Origin of the sequence: Streptomyces plumbidurans (assembly GCF_019857225.1) — a bacterium.
In the GTDB taxonomy this organism is placed as follows: Bacteria; Actinomycetota; Actinomycetes; order Streptomycetales; family Streptomycetaceae; genus Streptomyces; species Streptomyces plumbidurans.
Map to the genome: position 1 here is coordinate 1 of NZ_JAFJSY010000013.1, position 23,629 is coordinate 23,629.

Here is a 23,629-nt window from a genome sequence, read left to right on the forward strand (position 1 = left end):
GGGACGTCGTCGAACTTGGCGGTGTCCTCGGCCCGTACGACGACGTGCTTGACGCGGCCCCGGTCGACGCGGTCGCGCAGATCGGCGGGGCCGAGCAGCGGGGTGGCCGGGATGACGACGGCGCGCAGCTTCATCGCGGCGAGCGCGGTCTCCCACAGCTCGACCTGGTTGCCGAGCATGACCAGGACCCGGTCCTCGGGGCCGACGCCCAGGTCGCGCAGCCAGTTGGCCACCCGGGCGGAGCGCTCGGACATCTCCGCGAAGGAGACGCGGACCTCGCCGCCGTCCTCCTCGACGATGTGCAGGGCGGTGCGGTCATTGCCCTCGGCGATGACGTCGAACCAGTCGAGCGCCCAGTTGAAGTGTGCGGGCCGGGGCCAGCTGAACCCTTCGTACGCGTTCGCATAGTTCTCGCGGTGCTCCAGCAGGAAGTCCCGCGCGCTGCGGAAGAGCTCCGTCGCCGTCGTCATCTCTCCTCCTCGTGCCGGACCATTGCCGGGCGCCTGTCTGTCATCGTGTAATCCGTGATGCAGGTCTCACTACCCCCGAACGGGGGTGTGTGCTGCAAGGAAAGGGCAAGCAGGTGACAGCAGACGCGGCCGCGGGCATCGAGATTCGCAGTGCGCTGGCACGGCTGCGGCGCACGACCCGGCTTCCGGTCGCCTTCGGCGGTCTGGTGGAGCCGGGGCGGCAGCAGGTGCGCATCAGCGAACTGAGCGGCACGGCCACGCTCGCGCTGAGCGGGCTGCCGGTGAGTTCCGGCAACGGCCTGGGCGGCCGGGCGGTCGCGCTGGCCAGGCCGTGCGCCGTGACGGACTACTCCTCGTCGCGGCAGATCAGCCATGAGTACGACATCCCGGTCGCCACGGAGGGGCTGCGGTCGATCCTCGCGGTGCCGGTGGTGGTACGACGCCGGGTGCGGGGTGTGCTGTACGGCGCCCTGCGCACCGCCCAGCCGCTCGGCGACCGCACGCTGGACGCGGCGATGGAGGCCGCGCGGGACGTGGAGCAGGCGCTGGCCGTCGGGGACGAGGCGCGGAGCCTGGCGGCGGCCGCCCAGGCGGGACCGGCTCTCGCGTCGGGCGCCGCCTGGGAGCAGGTGCGGGAGGCGCATGCGGCGCTGCGGGCGCTGGCCCCGCGGATCGCGGACCCTGGGCTGCGGGCGGAGCTGCTCGACGCGTGCGAGCTGCTGACGCCGGACGCGCCCGGCGGGGCGGTGCGGCTGGCGCCCCGGGAGCTGGATGTGCTCGCCTGTGTGGCGGCCGGGGCCACCAACTCCGCGGCGTCGGAGCGGCTGGGTCTGCGGCCTGAGACGGTGAAGAGCTATCTGCGGTCGGCGATGCGCAAACTGGGCGCCCACACCCGGGGAGAGGCGGTCGCCACGGCGCGGCGCACCGGGCTGCTTCCGTAGCCCGCGGCAACCTGCTGCCCGGGTCGGTTTTTCATTCGGCCGGGCTTTGAATTGGCATATGCTGCACCATTGTTATATCCCTCACCGTACAGTCCGTCCGAATTTCAAAGAGACATTGCCTAGAATTTGGCCCGGACACGACACGTGGAGGGGAGCGGACCCGTGCGAGGGGACTTCAAGGAGCCTGCCGGTCGCCGCTCCGACCTGGTCATCGGCAGACAGGAGCTGCTCGGCGCGGCGCGTGAGCAGCTCGGCCGCGGCGGGAGTGTGCTGCTGCACGGCCCCGCCGGAATAGGAAAGTCGACCGCTCTGCGGGCATTGGCCTCCGAATACGGGACAGCCGGCCGCACCGTGTTGCGCTGTTCGGCCACCGAGTCCGAATCCCATCTCCCGTTCCTGGCCCTGGCGGACCTGTTCGGCCTGGTGGCGGACGAGGTGTCCGGACGGCTGCCCGCCGCCCAGCGCACCGCCCTGGAGTCGGCCCTCACCGGCCGGGGAGAATCGACCCTGCAGCGGGACGGACTGGCCCTGCGCCTGGCCGTGCTCTCCGTCCTGCGCGCGCTGGCCGCCGAGGGCCCCGTCCTGGTCGTCGCCGACGATCTGCAGTGGCTGGACTCCGCGAGCGCCGAACTCCTCGGCTTCGCCGCCCGCCGCCTGGGCGACACCCCGGTCCAACTGCTGTGCGCGGTACGGACGGATGGCCAGGAGTACGACCAGCACCTGAGCGCATCGCCCCCGGACACCCTGGCCGTACGGCTCGGCCCGCTCTCCCGCGCCCAGGTCTCCACCCTCCTCGACCACCGCGGCTACACCGGCCTGCCCCGCTCCACGGTCCGCGACATCCACCGCACCAGCGGCGGCAATCCGCTCTTCGCCCTCGAACTGGGCCGCGCCCTGGCCGAGAACCCCACCCCGCCGCGCCCCGGCGAACCGCTGCCCGTGCCCACCTCGCTGCGCGCCCTGGTGCTCAACCGGCTGGAGATGCTCTCCGCCGAGGCCCGCCGCACCCTCCTGGTGGCCAGCGCCGGCGCCCGCCCCACGCTGGCCCTGCTGCACGCGGCGGGCCGCGACAACGCCGAGGCGGAGACGGCCCGGGCGGCCGAACTGGGGCTGCTGGCAACGGAGTCGGAGGGCCCCGCCGTACGCTTCGCGCATCCGCTGGTCTCGGCCGCGCTGTACGCGGAGGCGCCCGTGCAGGACCGGCGTGCCGCGCACGCGGCGCTGTCCACGGCGGCCTCCGACCCGATCGAGCGCGCCCGGCATCTCGCCCTCGCGACCACCGGCACCGACCCGGAGGCCGCGGCCCGGCTCGCCGAGGCCGCCGCGCTCGCCCGGGACCGCGGGGCGCCCTCGGTCGCCGCGACGCTCGGGCTGCTCGCCGCCCGGCACACCCCGCCCGAGGGCGAAGTCGATCCCGACGAGCGCCGGTTGCAGGCCGCGGAGGACGCGATCACCGCCGGCGAGGTGGACCTGGCCCGAGACATCGCCCGGGACGTGCTGACCCGGGCCACCGCGCCCGCGGACCGGGTGCGGGCCTGGATGGTGGTCATCGAGGCGGCCGGGCAGGCCCTCGGCGACGTCGACACCGTCTACCCGCAGGCCCTCGCCGACGCCGGCGACGACCCGGCGCTGCTGGCCCAGGTCCACTACCAGCTGGCCTGGCGCGGACTGGTCGTGGAGGGCGACTTCGCGGAGGGCCGGGAGGAGGCCGCGCACGCGGCGGAGCTGGCCGCGCGGGCCGGAGACCGCCGTACCGAACTGCTCGCGCTCGCCTTCCAGGCGCAGACCGAGACCCTGATGGGCCACCCGGACGCCCCCGCGACCATCAAGCGCGCGCTGAAGGAGCCCCAGGACCCGCAGGTGGCCTGCCATCACAACGGCGCGGGCGCCACCCGCTACCGCTGGCTGATCATGAGCGACCAGCTGCCCGAGGCCCGCAGCACCGTCAACGCGCTGCTGCGCGAGGTGCGCAGGCGCGGCATGGTCGAGAGCGAGGTGCACTTCGTGCGGCTGCTCGCCGAGACCGAACTGCGCTCCGGGCACTGCGGACGCGCCCTGGACCTGGCGCACGAGAGCATGCGGCTGGCCCGCGACTCCGGGATCGGCGAGATACCGTCCGCCGTGCTCGACTCCCTCGCCGAGGCCTCGGGCGGCGACCCGGACCGGGCGCTCGCGCTCGCCCGGGAGGCGGTCGAGCAGGCCGAGCAGGTCGGCGACCAGATGTACGTCTCCCGGGGACTGACCGCGCTCGGGCACGCCCAACTCGTCGCCGGGGACGCCGAGGGCGCGGTGCGCTCGCTGCGCCGGGTGCGCGATCTGGAGCACGGGCTCGGCATCAACGACCCGGCACGCGGCCGCTGGCACGGCGACCTCGCCGAGGCCCTCGTGCGGATCGGCGAGATCGACGAGGCGCAGCAACTCCTCGACGGGGCGCGCGCCCACGCGCTGCGGCTCGGGCGCGAGAGCGTGCTGGGGGTGCTCGACCGGGCCGAGGCACTGGTACGGGCCGCGCGCGGCGAGCACGACGCCGCGCTCGCCCAGCTGACGTCGGCACAGGACCGGCTGGCCAAGCTCGGGTACGGCCTCGAGGAGGCGCGCGCCGCGTTCGCGATGGCCTCGCTGCGCCCCGGCCGCCCCGGCCCGACGTCGTACGACGAGGCGGCCCGGCTCTTCCGCCGCTGCCGGGCGCTGCCCTGGGTGCGTCAGGTGGAGGCGGCCGCCGCGGCGAGCCTGACGGAACCGATCGCCCCCACCGGTGCGTCGGAGGGTCTGGAAGGGCTGGCCGCGATGGAACGGCAGGTCGCCGCGCTCGTCATGGAGGGCGCGACCAACCGGGAGATCGCCGCGCGCCTGTTCATCAGCGTCAAGACGGTCGAGGCGACCCTGACCCGGGTCTACCGCAAGCTGGGGATCCGCTCGCGCGTGGACATCGTCCGTTTGGCGGCTGCACGGCGCGCGAAGTGACGACGCGCCAGGTTAACTGAGGCGGACCGAGGGTTTTCCCTCACCCAACCCCCTAGGGGGTTCCCTCATTGGGGGCCGGGGGCTGCGGGTCCTAGCGTGATGGGCGTGCCGCTCGCCCGGGCATACGGGGGTCGGTCCCGCGACCCCCGTGCTAAACCCCCACCCGCGCGACCCCCCACCGGCAACCCCCACTGAGGAGACTCATGTCCGGGTCCAACCGTGCCAGAAAGACCGCAGCGGTCGCTGCGGCGGCCGCGACGGCGGCCGTCACCGCACTGCTCTGCGCGCCTTCCGCGGCAGCCGCGCCCCAGCCCATCGTGGGCGGCACCACAACCACCACAACGGCCTACCCGTTCGTCATGCAGATCACCGACGCCTCGCAGAACCAGTTCTGCGGCGGCACCCTCGTCTCGGCCACCAAGGTGGTCACGGCCGCCCACTGCATGGCCGGCGAGAGCCCGAGCGGTGTGCGGGTCGTCGGCGGCCGCACCTATCTGAACGGCACGAACGGCACGGTCGGCAAGGTCAGCAACATCTGGGTGAACCCGGACTACACGGACGCCACCAACGGGGACGACGTGGCCGTCCTGACGCTGTCGTCGCCGATGCCCTACACGCCGGCGTCGTACGTCAGGTCGTCGGACACCTCCGTCTACGCGTCCGGCACCAGCGCCCGCATCCTCGGCTGGGGCACCACCTCGGAGAACGGCAGCTCCTCCAACCAGCTGCGGACCGCGACCGTGCCGATCGTGGCCGACTCCAGCTGCCAGAACTCCTACGGTTCGGACTTCGTCCAGTCCGACATGGTTTGCGCCGGATACTCCTCCGGCGGCGTAGACACCTGCCAGGGCGACAGCGGCGGTCCCCTGCTCATCGGGGGCGTCCTGGCAGGGATCACTTCCTGGGGCGAAGGGTGCGCGGAGGCGGGTTACCCGGGTGTCTACACCCGGCTGACCACCTTCTCGGATCTGGTGGCCGAGCAGATCGGCTCGTGATCCGCCAGACCTCCTGAGCACCCCTCAGGTGAGAGACAAGGGGGCGTTGCGGGCTTCCACGAGCAGCCCGCAGCGCCCCCTTTCCATGTGGTCCGCCCACCCGGGGAGCGCCACTACCAACGCCTTCGTCGACACGTATCGCATCTAGGCATGACTGAACTCCCCTGAGCGCGGAGCCCGTTCGGCTTCTTCCCGGTGCGACCAGTCCACCGCGCCGGACGTCCGCGACCAAGAGGCAGACCGCGACCGCAGCGATCAGTTCCCGTGATCGCGGCAGGCCAGCAGCAGGGTTCGCAGATGCGGCGGCGGGTCGGCGGTGGGCACGGCGAGGCCTGTCGGCAGGGCGAGGCCGGGGGCGGTGAACCGTACGAAGGCGACGCGGGGGCTGCGCAGCACGCGCGCGTGGGAGGCGTAGACGACGGTCCACAGCGGCCGGACGCCGATGGCGGCGAGGGTGTCCTGCAGGGAGCCGCTCACCGGTCCCGGCAGCGGCTCGAAGCCGGCCTCGCGGCAGGCGCCGACGACTAGGTCGACCAGGGGCGGGTTGTTGCGGCGCTCGGTCAGGCTCAGGGGCAGCCGGGCCAGTTCCGCCAGAGCGACCTCCTCGCGCGCGGCGAGCGGATGCCCGGCCGGGAGCGCCGCCACCAGGGGGTCGGGCCACAGCGGCAGTACCCGTACGCCCGGCACCGGGTCGACCGCCCGGACGAACGCGGCGTCCAGCTGACCGCCCGCGACCCGGGCCAGGCGCTCGCCGGCCGGCAGCGAGAACAGCTCGATCGGCACGTCCGGCGCACGGCGCGCGAACGCGGCGAGCACCCGGTCGAGATGCGTGCCGAGCCCCGTACTGGTGCCGATTCTCAGGCCCGGCGGCGGGGCGACGGCGGCCCGTGCCTCCTCGGCCGCGGCCAGCACCGCCCGCGCCTTGGGCAACAGCCGCTCCCCGGCCGCCGTGAGCCGTACCCGACGCGGGGTGCGGTCGAACAGCTCGGCCCCCAGCTCCCGTTCCAGGCGCTGTATCTGCATGCTCACCGCCGACTGCACGATGTGCAGCCGCTCGGCCGCCCGCCCGAAGTGCAGCTCCTCGGCCACCGCGACGAAGTAGCCGAGCTGCCTCAGTTCCATGGGTCCGACTCTAGAGGGGACGGGCCGGCGGCTGTTTCAATGAGCGGCCGATGGGAGTGATGAGCATGGTGTCCACGGACCGTTTCCTCGCCTTCGCCGCGATGTCCCTGCTGGTGATCGTGATCCCGGGGCCCAGCGTGCTCTTCGTCATCGGCCGGGCGCTCGCGCACGGCCGCCGCACCGCCGTGGCGACCGCGATCGGCAATGTCTTCGGCTCGTACCTGCTGGTGGTGGCGGTCGCGGTCGGCATCGGCTCGCTGGTGGAGCGCTCCGTGACGGTCTACCTGGCGGTGAAGCTGGCGGGCGCGGCCTATCTCGTGTACCTGGGCGTGCAGGCGTTCCGGCACCGCAAGGAGCTGAAGGCGTCGATGATCGCCACCCGCCCGGTCCGGCCCGCGCGCGGCGATCTGCGGACCGTCCTCGACGGGATTCTGGTGGGCCTCACCAACCCGAAGGGGGTCGTGTTCTTCGCCGCCGTGCTGCCCCAGTTCGTCGACCACCCGGCGGGCCATGTCCCGGTGCAGATGCTCCTGCTGGGTCTGATCCCCATCTCCATCGGCCTGGTCACGGACACCCTCTGGGGCCTGACGGCCTCGGCGGCCCGCGCCTGGTTCGCCCGCTCCGACCGCCGTCTGTCACTGATCGGCGGCGCGGGCGGCTTCACCATGATCGGGCTGGGGCTGACGGTGGCGGTGACGGGGCGCGCGGACTGAGAGGCAACCGCGGAGCGGGAGTCGCACGCGGACCGGGAGTCGCACGCGGACCGGGAGTCATGCGGACCGGGAGTCAGGTGATCACCGTCCCGAACCGGATGTCGTACGACGACTGCGGATGCATGGCCGTCAGCATCCGCTCGCCCTCCCGCACCAGCTCCTCCCGCACCAACTCCTCCCGCGCGCCCTTGCCGAGCGCGCCGAAGGGCTCGATGAGCAGGGCGTCGTCGGTCAGCCTCCACACCCCGGCCAGGAAGCCGTCGACGAGGAAGGTGCGGTGGACCGTGTTGCCCACCCAGCTGCGGCCCCGGTACTCGGCGGGCACGACGCGGGTGCGGTCGGCGTGGGAGAGGAGCAGGTTGTCGAACTCGGGCAGGAAGCGCGGCGGGGCCGGGGTGTCCGCATCAGGGCGGGGCGCGTCGGGCAGGTCGAAGAGCTCGGCGCCGTTCTCGTCGCGGAAGGTGACGAGTTCGGGGCGCAGCCGCTCGAAGGCCTCGCGCAGCCGGGTCAGTCCGGCCCAGGTCTGCATGTCCTTGACGGAGGCGGGGCCGAACGCGGCCAGATAGCGCAGCACGGTCGCGTCAAGGCTGGGTGCCGGCCGGGCCGCGCGGCCCAGCCAGTGCTCGGCGGTGGTCAGGGCGACCTGCCCGCTTCTGCCCCACAGCCCGCGCGGGGTGACCTGGACCAGCGGCAGCCGGCAGCGCGCGGCGATGCCGAGGGACTGCGGGTCGGCGTCCGGCCACTCGGCGAGCAGGGCCTCGCGCAGTTCCTTCATCGTGCGCGGCTCGGCCTCGACCAGCTCCCGCGCGAGCCGGGCGAGCCGGTCCAGGTCGACGCCCTCAAGTCCCTTGCGGAAGGCGCTCAGTTCACGGTCGCGGGCCGGCTGGACGAGCGGGCGCAGGGTGAGGCAGTCGTCGGCGGTGTGGGTGTGGATGGTCGAGCGCATGGTGACGATACGGACGACGTTCCGGTCCGCCATCAGCGTGGACAGATCCTCGGGCCGGAAGCCGTCGAGGCGGGCGGTGAGCGCGTAGTAGGGCGGTTTGACGTTCTGCGCCTGGAGCCCGAGCAGATGCCCGACGGCGGCCTCTGCGCCGAGCGGGGACCGGCGCAGCAGCAACTGCCGTGCGAGGGTGGCGCGGTTGAGCTCGCGCCTGCCGAGCACGGGGCTCGCCGCGCTCGTCGTCCTCTGCATGGTCCGCTTCGTCGTGCTCCGCTTCGTCATGCTCCGAAGCTAGCGGCGCTTGCGGACACCTGCTGTCCGCAACGCTCACCGCGCTCCGGAGCAGCGGCTCCTCCGGCCGTCATTCGCCCCGTATATCCTGCCCCCGATCACGCCAGCCCCAGGTACGACCCGGGAGGCGGCCGCACGCCGAGGCGATGCGCCCTCCCCCCTGAGCGGGAGGTGCCCCATGGCCGCCGACAACGCGCGCAAGTCCGTCTGGCGCCGCGCACTGACCCCGCCGCAGCCGCCCTCGCCGCCGACGACCGGGCAGCCGACCGATCCGGCACCCGCGGAGCCGACGGAGGTGGCCAGCGTCGTCCAGGCGGCGCTGTACCGCGACGGCGTGCGCGTCTCCTCCCCGGCCACCCTCGCCGACACCTTCCGCGAACTGCGCGAGGAGCCCTCGGGTATGGCGTGGATCGGCCTGGCCCGCCCCACCGAGGGTGAACTCCTCTCCCTGGCCGCGGAGTTCGATCTGCACCCGCTGGCGGTCGAGGACGCCATGGAGGCGCATCAGCGCCCGAAGCTGGAGCGCTACGGCGACACCCTGTTCGTCGTGCTGCGGGCGGCCCGCTACCTCGACGCCCTGGAGGAGGTCGACTTCGGCGAGCTGCATGTGTTCGTCGGGCCCGACTTCGTCATCACGGTCCGCCATGGAGCGGCCCCCGATCTCTCCGCGGTCCGCCACCGCATGGAGGAGTCCACGGAGTTGCTGAAACTGGGCCCGGAGGCGGTGCTGTACGCCATCCTCGACGCGGTCGTCGACGGGTACGCCCCGGTCGTCGCCGGCGTGCAGAACGACATCGACGAGATCGAGACCGAGGTCTTCCGCGGCGACCCCGAGGTCTCCCGCCGCATCTACGAACTCTCGCGCGAGATGGTCGAGTTCCAGCGCGCCACCCGCCCCCTGGTCGGCATGTTGCACGGTCTGATCGCCGGGTTCTCCAAGTACGGCACGGACGACGAACTCCAGCGCTATCTGCGGGACGTGGCCGACCATGTCACGCACACCAGCGAGCGCGTCGACGGCTTCCGGCAGGCCCTCACCGACATCCTCACGGTGAACGCGACCCTGGTCACCCAGCAGCAGAACGCGGAGATGCGGGCGCTGGCACAGGCGGGCTTCGAGCAGAACGAGGAGATCAAACGGATCTCGTCGTGGGCGGCCATTCTGTTCGCGCCGACGCTGGTGGGCACGATCTACGGGATGAACTTCCAGCACATGCCCGAGCTGAGCTGGACCTTCGGCTATCCCTTCGCCATCGGCCTGATGGGCGTGGTCTGCTTCAGCCTGTACCTGATCTTCAAACGGCGCGGCTGGCTGTGAGCGCCCGGTGCGGCGGGCGCCCAGGTGGCCGCCATCCGCGGTGACGCACGGCACGGTCCTCGTGAGGGTGCCGTAGCCGTCCTTTCTACGCAGTCTGGCGCGCGCCGCGCTGGTCCAAGTGCGTGACGCGCGACTGAACCCCCCTGTGAGCAGCTCGGATTACTTACGATCGTCTCGTGGTCAACTTCCTTCTCCAGCGCACGGCTCCGCTCCCCCTCGACGAGGCGTGGCGCCGTCTCACCGCATGGCCCCGCCACGGCGACGTGGTCCCGCTGACCCGGGTCAGGGTGGTCACGCCCGCGCCGACGGACGTGGGTACGGTCTTCGTCGCCCGGTCCGGGCTGTGGCCGCTCGTCTTCGAGGACCCGATGGAGGTCACGGTGTGGCGGCCGCCGACGGAGACCGAGGCGGGGCTGTGCCGGCTGGAGAAGCGGGGGCGGGTGATCGCGGGCTGGGCGGAGATCGAGGTCGGGCCGGGGCCGGGGGGCCGTAGCCGGGTGGTCTGGCGCGAGGAGCTGGACGTGCGCTTCCTTCCCGGCTTCCTCGACGCGCTCGTCGCACCCGTCGCCCGGTGGATGTTCGGACGGGCGGCCAACCGCCTGCTGAGAACGCCGTGAGGCCGGCCGGCCGGCCGGCCGGCGGGGTCACCGCCGGCCGGGCCGCGGTCAGTGCACGCCCATCCAGCTCTCGATCGGGTTGAGGGAGAAGTAGACCAGGAAGATCACCGTCAGGCCCCACATGAAGGCGCCGATCTCCCGCGCCTTGCTCTGGGCGATCTTGATGGCGACGTAGGAGACGACTCCGGCCGCGACGCCCGCGGTGATGGAGTAGGTGAACGGCATGATCACGACGGTGAGGAAGACCGGGATCGCGGTGGCGCGGTCGGCCCAGTCGACGTGGCGGGCGTTCATCATCATCATGGCGCCGATGACCACCAGGGCCGCGGCCGCGACCTCGCCGGGGACGATCGCCGTCAGCGGGGTGAAGAACAGACAGGCCGCGAAGAACAGGCCGGTGACCACCGAGGACAGGCCGGTGCGGGCGCCCTCTCCGACGCCGGTCGCGGACTCCACGAACACGGTCTGACCGGAGGCGCCCGCGACGCCGCCGATCGCGCCGCCCGCGCCGTCGATGAACAGCGCCTTGGACAGGCCCGGCATCCGGCCCTGCTCGTCGGCCAGCTTGGCCTCGGTGCCGACGCCGATGATGGTGGCCATGGCGTCGAAGAAGCCCGCCAGCACCAGCGTGAAGACGATCATGCCGACGGTCATCGCGCCGACGCTGCCCCAGCCCCCGAACTCCACCTTGCCGAAGAGCGAGAAGTCCGGCATGGAGACCGCGCTGCCGTGCAGTTCGGGAGCGCCGCTCGCCCACTGCTTCGGGTCGATGACACCGAGGGCGTTGAGGACGACGGCGGCGACGGTGCCGCCGACGATGCCGATCAGGATCGCGCCGGGGGTGCCGCGGGCCTGCAGCATGAAGATCGCGAGCAGGGTGAGGGCGAACAACAGCACGGGCCAGCCCGCGAGTTCACCGGTCGCCCCGAGGGTGACGGGGGTCGCCTTGCCCTGGTGCACGAACCCGGCTTTCACCAGGCCGATCAGCGCGATGAACAGCCCGATGCCCATGGTGATCGCGTGCTTGAGCGCGAGCGGGATCGCGTTCATGATCATCTCGCGCAGGCCGGTGACGACCAGCAGCATGATGACCACGCCGTACATCACGCACATGCCCATGGCCTGCGGCCAGGTCATCTGCGGGGCCACCTGCGAGGACAGCACGCCGGAGACGGACAGTCCGGCGGCGAGGGCGAGCGGCACCTTGCCGAAGAAGCCCATGAGCAGCGTGGTGAAGGCCGCTCCGAACGCCGTCGCGGTGATCAGGGCCTTCTGGCCGAGCGTGTCCCCCGCCGCGTCCTTGCCGGACAGGATCAGGGGGTTGAGCAGGAGGATGTACGCCATCGCCATGAAGGTGGTGACGCCACCGCGCACTTCGCGCGCGACGGAGGATCCGCGCTTGGTTATGTGGAAGTAACGGTCGAGCCAGGACCGGCCGGCCGGGACGCGGGTTCCTTCACCCGCGTCGGCGGCGGCGGTCGCCGGCTTCAGGGACTGCTGGGTCATGTGGGGCCTACTCCCAAGGTTCACAGGGGCACCCGTCAACGCCTGCGGCGTATGCGGGATTTGGGATGGTGCTGCGGCCGCACGACCCGGGGGACGGCCCGAGACGAACGAACTGGGGTTTCCGGGCGGCGCGGAGTGTGTGACGTTCCGTGCGCCGCCCGGAGGTCTTTCACACGGTTCCGGTGAGGTGCTCGGGCCGGACCGGGGTCCTGTTCAGTTCGAGCCCGGTCGCGTCGCGGATCGCCGCGAGCACGGCCGGGGTCGACGACAGGGTCGGTGCCTCGCCGACGCCGCGCAGCCCGTACGGCGCGTGGTCGTCGGCGAGTTCGAGCACGTCGACGGGGATGGTCGGCGTGTCGAGAATCGTGGGGATCAGATAGTCCGTGAAGGAGGGGTTGTTGACCTTCGCGGTCGCGGGGTCGACGACGATCTCCTCCATCACCGCCATGCCCAGGCCCTGGACGGTGCCGCCCTGGATCTGGCCGAGGACGGAGAGCGGGTTGAGCGCCTTGCCGACGTCCTGCGCGCAGGCCAGTTCGATGACCTTGACCAGGCCGAGCGCGGTGTCGACCTCGACGACGGCGCGGTGCGCGGCGAAGGAGTACTGGACGTGGCCGTTGCCCTGGCCGGTGCGCAGGTCGAAGGGCTCGGTCGGGCGGTGGCGCCACTCCTGCTCCACCTCGACGGCCTCGCCCTCCAGGACGTCCACCAGGTCGGCGAGGACCTCGCCGCCGTCGGTGACCACCTTGCCGCCCTCCAGGCGCAGTTCGGCGGTGGCCCAGGCCGGGTGGTAGCTGCCGAACTTGCGCCGGCCGATCTCCAGCACCCGCTCGCGCACCAGCTCGCAGGCGTTCTTCACGGCGCCACCGGTGACGTAGGTCTGCCGGGAGGCCGAGGTCGAACCGGCCGAGCCCACCTGGGTGTCGGCGGGGCGGATGGTCACCTGCGCGACGCCCAGTTCGGTGCGGGCGATCTGCGCGTGGACGGTGACACCGCCCTGGCCGACCTCCGCCATCGCCGTGTGCACGGTGGCGACGGGCTCGCCGCCGACGACCTCCATGCGCACCCTGGCGGTGGAGTAGTCGTCGAAGCCCTCGGAGAAGCCGACGTTCTTGATGCCGACGGCGTAGCCGACGCCGCGTACGACGTCCTCGCCGTGGGTGGTGTTGGACAGACCGCCGGGCAGCTGCCGTACGTCCGCGCCCTCGCTGGACTCCCACTGGCGCTCCGGCGGCATCGGCATCGCCTTGACGCGGCGCAGCAGTTCGGCGACCGGGGCCGGGGAGTCGACCGGCTGCCCGGTCGGCATGAGGGTGCCCTGCTCCATGGCGTTCAGCTGCCGGAACTCCACCGGGTCCAGGCCCAGTTCCCTGGCCAGTTTGTCCATCTGTGCCTCGTAGGCGAAGCACGCCTGGACCGCGCCGAAGCCGCGCATGGCGCCGCAGGGCGGGTTGTTGGTGTAGAGGGCGAGGGCCTCGATGTCGACGTCGTCGATCACGTACGGGCCTGCCGACAGGGAGGCGGCGTTGCCGACGACGGCCGGGGAGGCGGAGGCGTAGGCGCCGCCGTCCAGGACGATCCGGCACTTCATATGGGTCAACTTGCCGTCGCGCGTGGCCCCGTGCTCGTAGTGCAGCGTGGCCGGGTGGCGGTGGACGTGCCCGAAGAAGGACTCGAAGCGGTTGTAGACGATCTTGACGGGCCGGCCGGTGCGCAGGGCGAGCAGACAGGCGTGGATCTGCATCGACAGGTCCTCGCGCCCGCCGAACGCGCCGCCGACGCCGGACAGCGTCATGCGCACCTTGTCCTCGGGCAGGCCGAGCACGGGCGCCATCTGGCGCAGGTCGGAGTGGAGCCACTGGGTGGCGATGTAGAGGTGGACGCCGCCGTCCTCCTCCGGGACCGCGAGACCGGACTCGGGGCCGAGGAACGCCTGGTCCTGCATGCCGAAGGTGTAGTCGCCCGTGACGATCACGTCGGCGCGCCTGGCCGCTGCGGCCGCGTCGCCGCGGACGATGGGCTGGCGGTGGACGATGTTCGGGTGCGGGACGTGTCCGGCGTGGTGGTCGTGGCGGTTCTCGTGGACGAGGACGGCGTCGGGCGCGGTCGCGGAGGCCTCGTCGGTGATGAGGGGCAGTTCGCGGTACTCGACCCTGATTTTCGCGGCGGCGCGGCGCGCGGTCTCCGGGTGGTCGGCGGCGACGATCGCGACCGGTTCGCCGTGGTGGCGCACCTTGCCGTGCGCGAGGACCGGGGTGTCGCGGATCTCCAGGCCGTAGTGGCGCACCTCGGTCGGCAGGTCGTCGTAGGTCATGACGGCGTGGACGCCCGGGGTGGCCAGGGCCTCGCCGGTGTCGATGGAGACGATCTCGGCGTGCGCGACGGTGGAGCGCAGGATCTGGCCCCACAGCATGTCCTCGTGCCACATGTCGGACGAGTACGCGAACTCGCCGGTGACCTTCAGGGTGCCGTCCGGGCGGAGCGTGGACTCGCCGATGCCGCCCTCGGCCCGCGAGCCCTGGGTGATCGTGGTGGGAGCCTTGTCGGAGGGCATGCGGGTCACACCGCCTCCTGCTGCCGGGCGGCCGCGAGGCGCACCGCGTCCATGATCTTCTCGTAGCCCGTGCAGCGGCACAGATTGCCCGACAGGGCCTCGCGGATGTCCTCGTCGCTCGGGTTCGGGTTGCGCTCCAGCATCTCGTCGGCGGCGACCAGCAGACCGGGTGTGCAGAAGCCGCACTGGACGGCGCCGGCGTCGATGAACGCCTGCTGGACGGGGGCGAGTTCGCCGTCCTCGGTGCGCCGCCCGGCGAGCTGCGCGAGGCCCTCGACGGTGACGACCTCGCGGCCCTCGGCCTGGCCTGCCGCGACCAGGCAGGAACACACCGGCACCCCGTCGAGGCGGACCGTGCAGGAGCCGCACTCGCCCTGCTCGCAGGCGTTCTTGGAGCCGGGCAGGCCCAGGCGCTCGCGCAGGACGTAGAGCAGGCTCTCGCCCTCCCAGACGTCGTCGGCCTGCTGCGGGCGTCCGTTGACGGTGACGTTGACGCGCATCATGCGGCTCCCTCCGTGAGGCGGCGGGCGCCGCGGTACGACTCCCACGTCCAGGTGAGCGTGCGGCGGGCCATGACGCCGACCGCGTGGCGCCGGTAGGCCGCCGTGCCCCGGACGTCGTCGATCGGGTTGCAGGCGCCGGAGCAGAGCTGCGCGAACTGCTTCACGACCGACGGAGGGACAATCCGTCCGTTGTCCCAGAAGCCGCCCTCGTCGAGCGCCGCGTTCAGGAACTCCTCCGCGGCCCCGGCCCGCACGGGCGTGGGCGCGGCCGAGCCGATGCCGGTGCGGACGGTGCGGGTCGCCGGGTGCAGCGCGAGACCGAAGGCGCACACGGCGATCACCATGGCGTTGCGGGTGCCGACCTTGGAGAACTGCTGCGGCCCGTCGGCCTTCTCGATGTGCACCCACTTGATCAGCTCGTCCGCGGCGAGCGCGTTGCGCTTGACGCCGGTGAAGAACGCGTCGATCGGGATACGGCGGCTGCCGCGCACCGACTCGACCTCGACCTCGGCGCCGGCCGCCAGCAGGGCGGGGTGGGCGTCGCCGGCCGGGGAGGCGGTGCCGAGGTTGCCGCCGACGCCGCCGCGGTTGCGGATCTGCGGGGAGGCGACGGTGTGGGACGCGAGGGCGAGCCCCGGCAGCTCGGCGCGCAGGTTCTCCATGATCTTCGTGTACGGGACGGAGGCACCGAGCCGTACGCTCCGCTCGCCGACCTCCCATTCGTAGAGGTCGGCGATGCGGGTCAGATCGAGCAGGTGCTCGGGCCGGCGGTGGTCGAAGTTGATCTCGACCATCACGTCGGTGCCTCCGGCGATCGGCACAGCGGCGGGGTGCTCCGCCTTCGCGGCGAGCGCCTCCTGCCAGCTGGCGGGGCGAAGGAAGTCCATGGCCGGCTCTCTTCTGCGTCTCGTGGTCGTACGGATCGAGCCAGATCCTGTTCGGCGGGCGGTCCGGCTCGTTCACGTGCTGTTCACGCGGAACGCAGTCAGTACACAGCGCCGTGCTCCGCCCGGGTCAGTCACGGAAACCATGAAGGAGTTGGCTGGCCAGGCCGGGCATCTTGTAGATTCGTATGAACGGAGGTCCTCAGCTACCTCTTCGTTCTCCTGTAAAAACGCAGGAAACAACCAGGCGATCGAGGGATGCGCCGCGCGCAGCGGTCGCCGGGCTCCTTCCACCGCACCTCCTCACCATCATCGTAGATTTCGAGACAAAGAACGGCGGCGACGAGAATGCGGCTGCGCGCACTGCTGGACACCGACGCGCTGGGCCTGCGGCTGCTCGGCGGCGAGGACGAGCTGGACCGCACCGTGCGCGGGGTGATGACCACCGACCTGAGGGACCCCAGCCGGTATCTGTCGGGCGGCGAGCTGGTCCTGACGGGGCTGGCCTGGCGCCGCGACGCCGACGACTCCGAGCCGTTCGTACGGATCCTGGCGCAGGCCCAGGTGGCGGCCCTGGCCGCCGGTGAGGCGGAGCTCAGGGGCATCCCGGACGATCTCGTCGCGGCCTGCGTACGGCACCGGCTGCCGCTGTTCGCGGTGGACGAGTCGGTGGCGTTCGCGACGATCACCGAGCATGTGGTGCGGCAGGTGTCCGGGGAGCGCGCCGGGGACCTCGCGGCCGTCGTCGACCGGCACCGGCGGATGATGACCTCGGGTCCCGCGGGTGGCGGCCCGGACGTGGTCCTCGACCTGCTCGGCTCGGACCTGGACCTGCGGGCCTGGGTGCTCTCCCCCACCGGCCGCCTCATCGCGGGCCCCAAGGCCGCGGGGCCGGGGATGCCCGCCGACCGCTGCGCCAAGCTGGCCGCGGAGCACCTGGCCGCCGCCCGCACGGGCCGGCGCGGACCGCACCGGGTGACGCTCGGCCCGGCCACGTACAGCCTCTTCCCGATCCGCTCCAGCGGACGGTCCGCGCAGGCCTCGCGGGACGTGCGCGAGACGGTGCTGTCGGACTGGCTGCTGGCCGTCGAGGCGGACGCCGGGGACTGGCCCGCGGAGCGGCTCGACCTGCTGCAGGGCGTCACCCAGCTGATCTCGGTCGAGCGGGACCGCAGGGACGCGGCGCGCACGGTGCGCAGACGGCTGGCGCAGGAGGTCCTGGAGCTGGTGCAGACGGGCGCGGCGCCCGCCGAGATCGCCGCCCGGCTGCGGGTGGCCGCGCCCGTACTGCTGCCGGGTCTGGGGGCCGCCCCGCACTGGCAGGTGATCGTGGCCCGCGTGGACTGGGCGGACTCGGACATCGAGGCCGGGCCGGTCGCGCAGTCGCTGCTGGAGGAGATCCTCGTCGACCCGCAGGCGACGGGCCCCGAGCCCTCCGACCGGATCGCCGTGGCCCACACCGGCGACGAGGCCGTCGCCCTCGTACCGCTTCCGGCCGTCTCGGCGGAGCACGACGGCTCCGAGACCGGCATCCTCGCCGACGTGCTGCTGGAGACCGTACGGGACCCGCTGTCGGCGGGCCTGGACGACGACGGGCAGGTCACGCTCGGCGTCAGCGCGGCCGTGCACTCGGCGGAGGGGCTGCGCGGGGCGCTGGAGGAGGCACGGCACGCCCGGCGGGTGGCCGCGGCGCGGCCCGGACGGGTGTGCGCGGCGGGGCATCAGGAGCTGGCCTCGCACGTGCTGCTGCTGCCGTTCGTGCCGGACGACGTCCGCCGCGCCTTCACCGCCCGGCTGCTCGATCCGCTGCGCGACTACGACCGCCGTCACCGCGCCGAACTGATCCCGACGCTGGAGGCCTTCCTCGACTGCGACGGCTCCTGGACGCGCTGCGCGACCCGGCTCCACCTGCACGTCAACACGCTGCGCTACCGCGTAGGGCGAATCGAGCAGTTGACGAGCCGTGATCTCTCGCGGCTGGAGGACAAGCTCGATTTCTTCCTGGCACTGCGGATGAGCTGAGGTCACCGGCACGTGACGGAGGTGGCACCAAGTGCCGTCACCGTCCCACGACTTTGTGAAATCCTTCACCCACCCCCTTGGCCGGGCCCCGGAATTCGTGCTGAGATGCCGCCACCACTCATAGCTCGATGGCGTGCTCGGGGAGGGCAACGTGGCGCATACCGCCATGTCTGGTAACGGAACGACCGCTGGTGACGATCCCCTCCAGACCGCGGTATGGCGGCTGCGCTCACGCGCCTGCTGGGCCGACGCGGCCGCGCTGCTCCAACCCGGTACCGCGGATGCCGCGTTGCAGCGGGCCGCGCTGCTGGTCGAACGGTGTCTGTACACCGAGCAGGGCTGGGAGGAGGCCGAGGACGCGCTGCGCACGGCCGAGGCGCTGGCCCACACCGACGACGAGCGGGGCGCGGCCGCTTGTGAAAGAGGGCACCTTGCGTACGCGGCAACACTGCACGGAGTGCGCGACCGGGTGGACGAAGCGCGCTCGGCGCTGGGCCGGGCGGCGGCGCTGATCGCTCCGGGCGCGGCGGGCCGCGCGATGCTGGACTTCCGGCGGGGCCTGCTCGCGGAGAACCTCACGGGATCGCCGCAGGCCGCCCGGGCGGCGTTCCGGCGGGCCCACGCGGCCGCCACCGCGCACTCCGACCCGCTGCTGCTGTCGTTCACCTGGCGCCATCTCGCCGGACTCGCCCTGCGGGAGGGCGAACTGGCCGAGGCCCGCCACGGCTTCGCCGAATCCCTGCGCATCCGCGAGGAGTTGGGCTACCTGGTCGGCACGGCCCCGGCCCTGGTGTCCCTGGCCGACACCGAGGCGGAACCGGAGGCCTCACGCCTGCGCGAGGAGGCGCGACGGCTGTTCCGACTCCTCGGGGGCGTACCGACCTGGCTGGCCCGGCAGTTGGCCCCACCGACGCCGGGGGCGGCCACGGCCTGACCGGCCGGGCGGCGGGCTGAGCTGACCGGCAGCGAGCTCGAGTTGCCCGGCAGCGGCCTGACCGGCCGGGCGGCGGCCTGACCTGCCGGCGGCTAGCTTGAGTTGCCTGGCCACGGCCTGAGTTGCCCGGCGGCGGCCTGACCTGCCCAGCCACGGCCTGACTGCCCGGCGGCGGACCTGAGCTGCCCGGCGGCGACCTGACCTGGGGCAGCGGCCTGACCGGACCGGCGGCGGGCCTAAGCTGCCCCGCCACGGCCTGACTGCCCGGCGGCGACCTGAGCTGCCCGGCAGCGAGCTTGACTTGCCCGGCAGCGACCTGACCTGGGGCGGCGGCCTGAGCTGTCCGGCCACAGCCTGACCGACCCGGCGGCGGGCCTGAGCTGCCCAGCCACCGCCTGACCGGCCCGGCCACAGCCCGACCGGCCCGGCCGCGAGCTTGAGCTGCCCGGCCACAGCCTGACCTGCCCGGCAGCGGCCTGACCTGCCCGGCGGCGGACCTGAGCTGCCCAGCCACGGCCTGACCGGCCCGGCGGCGGGCCTGAGCTGCCCCGCCACAGCCTGACCGACCCGGCAGCGGCCTGACCTGCCCGGCGGCGGCTCGGCGGCCTTGGCGGCTGCGGGTCTTCACCAGCGGCTGCGAGCCTGCCGCAGCCGCTGCGCGACGGCCGGCCGGCGGCCACGGACCTGCCCCAGCTGCTGCGCGCCTGCCCCAGCGGTCGCGGACCTGCGGCGGCAGGTGCCTGGAGCTAGCCCAGCACCCAGTCGCGCACTGCGGTGTCGCGGGCGAGGACGACGACCACGACGACCAGCAGGAGGAACGGCACGAGGCCGCCGCCACGGCCCCGGTGCCCGGCGGGAACCGCCCCCGGCGCCGGCGACGGCCTGACCGGCCCCAGGTTCTGTACCCGCACCGGGGCTCCTCAACGGGCGCACCGAGCGGCCCGCCTGCCGCTGAGCGGCGGTCTCAGTCGGTCACAACGCCCCGGTGAAATGCTCCCCCACCAGTCCCCGCACCACGTCGAGATCGCGGGCGATCAGCGCGTCGAGCAGGGAGGTGTGTTCGGCCGCGTCCGCGACGAGGTCGGCGCGGCCGCGGGTGGCGGGGGCGCCGACCAGGGGCCACTGGGCGCGGCGGTGGAGGTCGTCGGCGATCCGGACGAGTTGTTCGTTGCCGCAGAAGGACAGCAGTGCGCGGTGGAAGGTGCGGTCGGACTCGGCGTAGGTGGCGCGGCAGCCGGAGGATGCGGCGCGGACCGTCGCGTCGGCCAGCGGCCGCAGCTCCACCCAGCGTTCGGCCGGGACCGTACGGGCCAGGCGCAGCACCACCGGGACCTCGATCAGCGCCCGGACCTCGGCCAGTTCGGCCAGTTCGCGGGTGCCGCGCTCGATCACCCGGAAGCCCCGGTTGGGGATCACCTCGACCGCCCCTTCGAGCGCGAGCTGCTGCATCGCCTCCCGGACGGGCGTCGCGGAGACCCCGAACCGCTCGCCCAGGACCGGCGCCGAGTACACCTCCCCCGGCGTCAGCTCGCCCGCGACCAGCGCGGTGCGCAGCGCGTCGAGGATCTGACCGCGCACCGAGGACCGCTGCACGGGGCGGGGGCGGGGGTAGGGCTGCTCGCTGTGGGTGTGCTCGCCGCGAGTGGCGGCGGCGACTTCCGCGCCCCGGTCGCGCCGGTCCCGGTCGCGCCTGTCCCGGTCACGCCGGTCCCGGTCACGCCGGTCCCGGTCGACGTCCGCCGCGGCGGGTTGCTGCGGCACCCTGGGCGCGGCGGCCGTCCAGCCGTCCGGAATCCCCGTCACCGCCGAGCCCGGCGTACTCCGCCTCACGGGTCCTCCTCCGGACGTGTCGGTACTTGGGGTCATTACGACGGGTTGTTACTCGTCCGTCAAGCACCATAAGCGCACGAGCCGTCAGTTCAAACCTCCACGATCTTGGGTAAGGTAAGGCTCACCTATGAACGACCTCGATCGGCGGTCCCGCATGCCCGTGCACCCACCCGTGCCCCGCTCGGCGCTCACGGACGCGTACACCCGGCTGACCGAGGCTTTTCCGGCCCTGGGGATCACGGAACTCGGAGCGGAGGACCCGACGCCGCGGTCCGGCGGCTGGATCACCACCGCCTCGCTCGCCGAGGGCGGCACGGCCCTCGACGCCTTCCTGGAATGGGACGACGCACAGGTACGGCGCGACTACGGAACGCGGGCGCGGCCGGACGTCGTGGCGAGCTTCGGACTGCACCGGTACGCCTGGCCGGCCTGCCTGCTGATCACCGTGCCGTGGTTCCTGCAGCGCCGGGTGCCGCGCCTGCCGGTGGCCCGAGTGTCCTACGACCGCACCGCGCCCGGCCTCCCCATGGGCCGCATGGCGGTGCGGCCGGCCGGCCTCGCCTGTCTGCCCGGCGACCCGGCCGCCGCGCTGCCCGGCGCGTACGTCGTCGCCGACGAGGAGGCGCTGCGCACGCAGGTGCGCTCCGCCGTGGCCGAGCACCTGGAACCCGTCCTCGCCGCGTTCGGACCGCGGATGCGCAGGCGCGGGCGGGCCCTGTGGGGCATGGCGACCGACGAAATCGTCGAGGGCCTGTGGTACGTCGCCCATCTGCTGGGCGAGGAGCGGCGGGCGATGCGCGAACTGGAGGCGCTGCTGCCGGGCGCCACCGAGCCGTACGCCGGCTCCGCCGCCTTCCGGGAGCTGACCGGACCGGACGGCGAGACTCCCCCGGTGCCGGACAAGGCATGGGGGGACCCCGGGCTCACCCGGGACCGCACGAGCTGCTGCATGTTCTACACGGTGCGCCCCGAGGACACCTGCGCCACCTGCCCGCGCACGTGCAACGTTAGCCGAGCCACCAAGTCGCTGGCCGCCGCCGCGAGTTGAGGCCCCCTCAGGCAGGTCCGGCGCCCGCCGTCCCGTAAGATCAACGACGCACGAGGCACCCTCCGGGTTACAGGTAATTCACAACTTCCTCACTTGCCGCAGGAACTTTCCGTGGAACCACCCGTACGGGTAGTCTTATTCGAACTCAACTCCCGCCCCTCAAGCGGCAGTTCGAGCAGAACGCTGCCATGGGCATCCCCTTGCACTTCCTTGGCGGCCTCTTGCCCCGAAACCCCCTGAGGGCCGGAGGGATTGGGCCACTATGGCGGGCGTTACGCCCTATCCCAATGCAAGGGACCCCAGATGAGACTGACCGACATATCGCTGAACTGGCTGCTTCCGGGCGCCGTCTTGCTCCTGGGCATGCTGGCGGCGGTGGCGGTGCTCGCGCGCAGCAAACGGTCGGGGGAGCACGCGAAGACGGACGACTCGTGGGAGCGCAGCGAGGAGCGCCGCAGGCGCAAGGAAGCCGTATACGGCACCGCCTCCTATGTCCTGCTGTTCTGCTGTGCGGCGGTCGCCGCGGCACTCTCCTTCCACGGTCTGGTCGGCTTCGGCCAGCAGAACCTCGGCCTCGCCAACGGCTGGGAGTACCTGGTGCCGTTCGGCCTGGACGGCGCGGCCATGTTCTGCTCCGTGCTCGCGGTGCGCGAGGCCAGCCACGGTGACGCCGCCCTCGGCTCCCGGATACTGGTGTGGACGTTCGCGGGCGCCGCGGCCTGGTTCAACTGGGTGCACGCACCCAGGGGCGTCGATCACGCGGGCGCCCCGCAGTTCTTCGCCGGCATGTCGCTCTCGGCGGCCGTGCTGTTCGACCGCGCGCTGAAGCAGACCCGCCGCGCCGCACTGCGCGAGCAGGGCCTGGTCCCGCGTCCGCTGCCGCAGATCCGTATCGTCCGCTGGCTGCGGGCCCCCCGCGAGACCTACAAGGCCTGGTCGCTGATGCTCCTGGAGGGCGTGCGCAGCCTGGACGAGGCGGTCGACGAGGTGCGCGAGGACCAGCGCCAGAAGGAGGCCAACCGGCTGCGCCGGCGCGAGCACGACCGTCTGGAGCGCGCCCAGCTGAAGGCGATCAGCCGGGGCCACCGCGGGCTCATCGGCCGCGGCGGCGGCCGCCAGGCCGAGCCCCAGGCGCTGGAGCGCGCCTCCGCCTCGGTCACCGCGGAGCCTGCCATATCGACCCCGGAACCGCTGCCCGTACGCTCTCGTCCGTCCCTGCAGCCGGTCCGCAAAGGAGCCGCTGAGCCGGTGACCGTCGACCTCACCGCGGAGGACGACACCCAGGCGCTGCCGCGCCTGGACTCCCTGGAGCGCAAGCTCAAGGACCTGGAGCAGCAGTTCGGCTAGGAACGGCCGACACGGGAAGGGGCGTGACCCGCGGGTCACGCCCCTTCCCGTTGCCCGGGGAGTCCACGCCCTTCCCGTTGCCCGGGGGTGTCAGGTGCCCCGGGCAACGGGACGTTCAGGCCGCTCAGGCCGCCCCGGCGTCCAGTTCGAACCACACGGCCTTGCCCACCCCGTGCGCCCGGACCCCCCATGCGTCCGCGAGGGACTGCACCAGCACCAGGCCTCTGCCGTGCGTGCCGTCGTCGGAGTTCGCCATGCGCAGCCTGGGTCTGCGGGCCACGAAGTCCCTTACCTCCACCCTGAGTCCACGGGGTGAGACCGTGGCCGTCAGGATCGCGTCGGTGTCGGTGTGGATGAGTGCGTTGGTGACGAGTTCGCTGGTGAGCAGCTCCGCCACGTCGGACCTGCCGGGCCTGCCCCACTGCCGCAGCAGGTGGCGCAGCGCCCTGCGCGCCTCCGGTACCGCCCTGAGGTCCGCCCGTTCGAGTCTCTGCCGCAGCTGGGCCGTTCGCGCCTGCCCCGTGCCGTCTGCCGTTTCCTCCGCCGTTTCCGCCGAGAAGGCCCCGATCGCCATGGGACCGCCCCCTCGCGCCTGCCTCTTCATGACCCCCGCCCGCGTGCCGATGT

General features: G+C 72.8%; 20 protein-coding genes. 10 read left to right on the top strand and 10 right to left on the bottom strand.

The features are described from left to right. On the bottom strand, positions 1 to 470 hold a 470-nt coding region (locus JYK17_RS11260; RefSeq protein ID WP_222810282.1), incomplete at its 3' end, for an AMP-binding protein. A 113-nt stretch (positions 471 to 583) separates the two neighbouring features. Between JYK17_RS11260 and JYK17_RS11265 the strand changes: the two genes are divergently transcribed. From JYK17_RS11265 to JYK17_RS11275, 3 genes are all read left to right on the top strand, one after another. Further along, a complete protein-coding gene (locus JYK17_RS11265; protein ID WP_108006618.1) occupies positions 584 to 1,411 on the top strand; it encodes a response regulator transcription factor in 828 nt (275 codons plus the stop codon). 162 nt (positions 1,412 to 1,573) lie between these two features. Then, positions 1,574 to 4,375, top strand: a complete 2,802-nt coding sequence (locus tag JYK17_RS11270) for a helix-turn-helix transcriptional regulator (protein ID WP_108006620.1) — start codon at positions 1,574 to 1,576, stop codon at positions 4,373 to 4,375. A 203-nt stretch (positions 4,376 to 4,578) separates the two neighbouring features. Further along, the gene (locus JYK17_RS11275) at positions 4,579 to 5,370 is read left to right on the top strand and encodes a S1 family peptidase (protein ID WP_108006624.1); all 792 of its coding nucleotides are present in this window, start codon (positions 4,579 to 4,581) and stop codon (positions 5,368 to 5,370) included. 255 nt (positions 5,371 to 5,625) lie between these two features. On the opposite strand, the gene JYK17_RS11280 is transcribed toward JYK17_RS11275, so the two are convergent. Continuing rightward, positions 5,626 to 6,492: a LysR family transcriptional regulator gene (locus JYK17_RS11280; protein WP_108006626.1), complete on the bottom strand. Its 867-nt coding sequence runs from the start codon at positions 6,490 to 6,492 to the stop codon at positions 5,626 to 5,628. Between the two features lie 65 nt (positions 6,493 to 6,557). Between JYK17_RS11280 and JYK17_RS11285 the strand changes: the two genes are divergently transcribed. Further along, the gene (locus tag JYK17_RS11285; protein WP_222810283.1) at positions 6,558 to 7,205 is read left to right on the top strand and encodes a LysE family translocator; all 648 of its coding nucleotides are present in this window, start codon (positions 6,558 to 6,560) and stop codon (positions 7,203 to 7,205) included. A 73-nt stretch (positions 7,206 to 7,278) separates the two neighbouring features. Here JYK17_RS11285 and JYK17_RS11290 read toward each other — a convergent pair whose 3' ends face one another. Then, positions 7,279 to 8,430: a winged helix DNA-binding domain-containing protein gene (locus tag JYK17_RS11290; protein ID WP_372465069.1), complete on the bottom strand. Its 1,152-nt coding sequence runs from the start codon at positions 8,428 to 8,430 to the stop codon at positions 7,279 to 7,281. A gap of 187 nt (positions 8,431 to 8,617) precedes the next feature. On the opposite strand from JYK17_RS11290, the gene JYK17_RS11295 reads away from it, so the two are divergent. After that, the gene (locus JYK17_RS11295; RefSeq protein WP_128801575.1) at positions 8,618 to 9,757 is read left to right on the top strand and encodes a magnesium and cobalt transport protein CorA; all 1,140 of its coding nucleotides are present in this window, start codon (positions 8,618 to 8,620) and stop codon (positions 9,755 to 9,757) included. Positions 9,758 to 9,933: 176 nt separating this feature from the next. Next, a complete protein-coding gene (locus JYK17_RS11300) occupies positions 9,934 to 10,374 on the top strand; it encodes an Immediate-early protein 2 (RefSeq protein WP_108006632.1) in 441 nt (146 codons plus the stop codon). A 48-nt stretch (positions 10,375 to 10,422) separates the two neighbouring features. Here JYK17_RS11300 and JYK17_RS11305 read toward each other — a convergent pair whose 3' ends face one another. The 4 genes from JYK17_RS11305 to JYK17_RS11320 form a co-directional block, all read right to left on the bottom strand. Then, positions 10,423 to 11,880: an NCS2 family permease gene (locus JYK17_RS11305; RefSeq protein ID WP_108006634.1), complete on the bottom strand. Its 1,458-nt coding sequence runs from the start codon at positions 11,878 to 11,880 to the stop codon at positions 10,423 to 10,425. Between the two features lie 169 nt (positions 11,881 to 12,049). Then, positions 12,050 to 14,434 (bottom strand): xanthine dehydrogenase family protein molybdopterin-binding subunit, encoded by a 2,385-nt coding sequence (locus JYK17_RS11310; RefSeq protein WP_222810336.1) that lies wholly within the window; start codon positions 14,432 to 14,434, stop codon positions 12,050 to 12,052. A 5-nt stretch (positions 14,435 to 14,439) separates the two neighbouring features. Beyond that, positions 14,440 to 14,934, bottom strand: coding sequence for a (2Fe-2S)-binding protein (locus tag JYK17_RS11315; protein WP_108006636.1), 495 nt, complete (start codon positions 14,932 to 14,934; stop codon positions 14,440 to 14,442). Further along, positions 14,934 to 15,824: an FAD binding domain-containing protein gene (locus tag JYK17_RS11320; protein ID WP_108006638.1), complete on the bottom strand. Its 891-nt coding sequence runs from the start codon at positions 15,822 to 15,824 to the stop codon at positions 14,934 to 14,936. The genes JYK17_RS11315 and JYK17_RS11320 overlap by 1 nt, the downstream gene beginning before the upstream one ends. 345 nt (positions 15,825 to 16,169) lie before the next feature. On the opposite strand from JYK17_RS11320, the gene JYK17_RS11325 reads away from it, so the two are divergent. Both JYK17_RS11325 and JYK17_RS11330 read left to right on the top strand, forming a co-directional pair. Continuing rightward, on the top strand, positions 16,170 to 17,843 hold the full coding sequence (locus JYK17_RS11325) for a PucR family transcriptional regulator (protein WP_128801580.1): 1,674 nt from the start codon (positions 16,170 to 16,172) through the stop codon (positions 17,841 to 17,843). 166 nt (positions 17,844 to 18,009) lie between these two features. Next, on the top strand, positions 18,010 to 18,777 hold the full coding sequence (locus JYK17_RS11330) for a hypothetical protein (protein WP_164932139.1): 768 nt from the start codon (positions 18,010 to 18,012) through the stop codon (positions 18,775 to 18,777). A gap of 746 nt (positions 18,778 to 19,523) precedes the next feature. Here the strand turns inward: JYK17_RS11330 and JYK17_RS11335 are convergent. Then, positions 19,524 to 19,688, bottom strand: a complete 165-nt coding sequence (locus JYK17_RS11335; RefSeq protein ID WP_222810284.1) for a hypothetical protein — start codon at positions 19,686 to 19,688, stop codon at positions 19,524 to 19,526. Positions 19,689 to 19,749: 61 nt separating this feature from the next. After that, positions 19,750 to 20,607 carry a GntR family transcriptional regulator gene (locus JYK17_RS11340; RefSeq protein WP_108006644.1) on the bottom strand — a complete coding sequence of 286 codons (858 nt, stop codon included), beginning with the start codon at positions 20,605 to 20,607 and terminating at the stop codon, positions 19,750 to 19,752. Between the two features lie 127 nt (positions 20,608 to 20,734). Here JYK17_RS11340 and JYK17_RS11345 point away from each other — a divergent pair, with 127 nt between their 5' ends. Further along, on the top strand, positions 20,735 to 21,655 hold the full coding sequence (locus JYK17_RS11345; RefSeq protein ID WP_234548219.1) for a (2Fe-2S)-binding protein: 921 nt from the start codon (positions 20,735 to 20,737) through the stop codon (positions 21,653 to 21,655). Between the two features lie 303 nt (positions 21,656 to 21,958). After that, a complete protein-coding gene (locus JYK17_RS11350) occupies positions 21,959 to 23,002 on the top strand; it encodes a DUF2637 domain-containing protein (protein ID WP_108006646.1) in 1,044 nt (347 codons plus the stop codon). A gap of 124 nt (positions 23,003 to 23,126) precedes the next feature. Here JYK17_RS11350 and JYK17_RS11355 read toward each other — a convergent pair whose 3' ends face one another. Next, positions 23,127 to 23,576, bottom strand: a complete 450-nt coding sequence (locus tag JYK17_RS11355; protein WP_128801582.1) for an ATP-binding protein — start codon at positions 23,574 to 23,576, stop codon at positions 23,127 to 23,129. Positions 23,577 to 23,629: the final 53 nt, after the last annotated feature.

What these genes read in the sequence shown, in the direction of transcription:
- JYK17_RS11275 (WP_108006624.1), top strand. Translation starts at nt 4,579, where the DNA reads ATGTCCGGGTCCAACCGTGCCAGAAAGACCGCAGCGGTCGCTGCGGCG.
- JYK17_RS11280 (WP_108006626.1), bottom strand. Translation starts at nt 6,492, where the DNA reads ATGGAACTGAGGCAGCTCGGCTACTTCGTCGCGGTGGCCGAGGAGCTG.
- JYK17_RS11285 (WP_222810283.1), top strand. Translation starts at nt 6,558, where the DNA reads ATGGTGTCCACGGACCGTTTCCTCGCCTTCGCCGCGATGTCCCTGCTG.
- JYK17_RS11290 (WP_372465069.1), bottom strand. Translation starts at nt 8,430, where the DNA reads ATGACGAAGCGGAGCACGACGAAGCGGACCATGCAGAGGACGACGAGC.
- JYK17_RS11295 (WP_128801575.1), top strand. Translation starts at nt 8,618, where the DNA reads ATGGCCGCCGACAACGCGCGCAAGTCCGTCTGGCGCCGCGCACTGACC.
- JYK17_RS11305 (WP_108006634.1), bottom strand. Translation starts at nt 11,880, where the DNA reads ATGACCCAGCAGTCCCTGAAGCCGGCGACCGCCGCCGCCGACGCGGGT.
- JYK17_RS11310 (WP_222810336.1), bottom strand. Translation starts at nt 14,434, where the DNA reads ATGCCCTCCGACAAGGCTCCCACCACGATCACCCAGGGCTCGCGGGCC.
- JYK17_RS11315 (WP_108006636.1), bottom strand. Translation starts at nt 14,934, where the DNA reads ATGCGCGTCAACGTCACCGTCAACGGACGCCCGCAGCAGGCCGACGAC.
- JYK17_RS11320 (WP_108006638.1), bottom strand. Translation starts at nt 15,824, where the DNA reads ATGGACTTCCTTCGCCCCGCCAGCTGGCAGGAGGCGCTCGCCGCGAAG.
- JYK17_RS11325 (WP_128801580.1), top strand. Translation starts at nt 16,170, where the DNA reads ATGCGGCTGCGCGCACTGCTGGACACCGACGCGCTGGGCCTGCGGCTG.
- JYK17_RS11330 (WP_164932139.1), top strand. Translation starts at nt 18,010, where the DNA reads ATGTCTGGTAACGGAACGACCGCTGGTGACGATCCCCTCCAGACCGCG.
- JYK17_RS11345 (WP_234548219.1), top strand. Translation starts at nt 20,735, where the DNA reads ATGAACGACCTCGATCGGCGGTCCCGCATGCCCGTGCACCCACCCGTG.
- JYK17_RS11350 (WP_108006646.1), top strand. Translation starts at nt 21,959, where the DNA reads ATGAGACTGACCGACATATCGCTGAACTGGCTGCTTCCGGGCGCCGTC.
- JYK17_RS11355 (WP_128801582.1), bottom strand. Translation starts at nt 23,576, where the DNA reads ATGGCGATCGGGGCCTTCTCGGCGGAAACGGCGGAGGAAACGGCAGAC.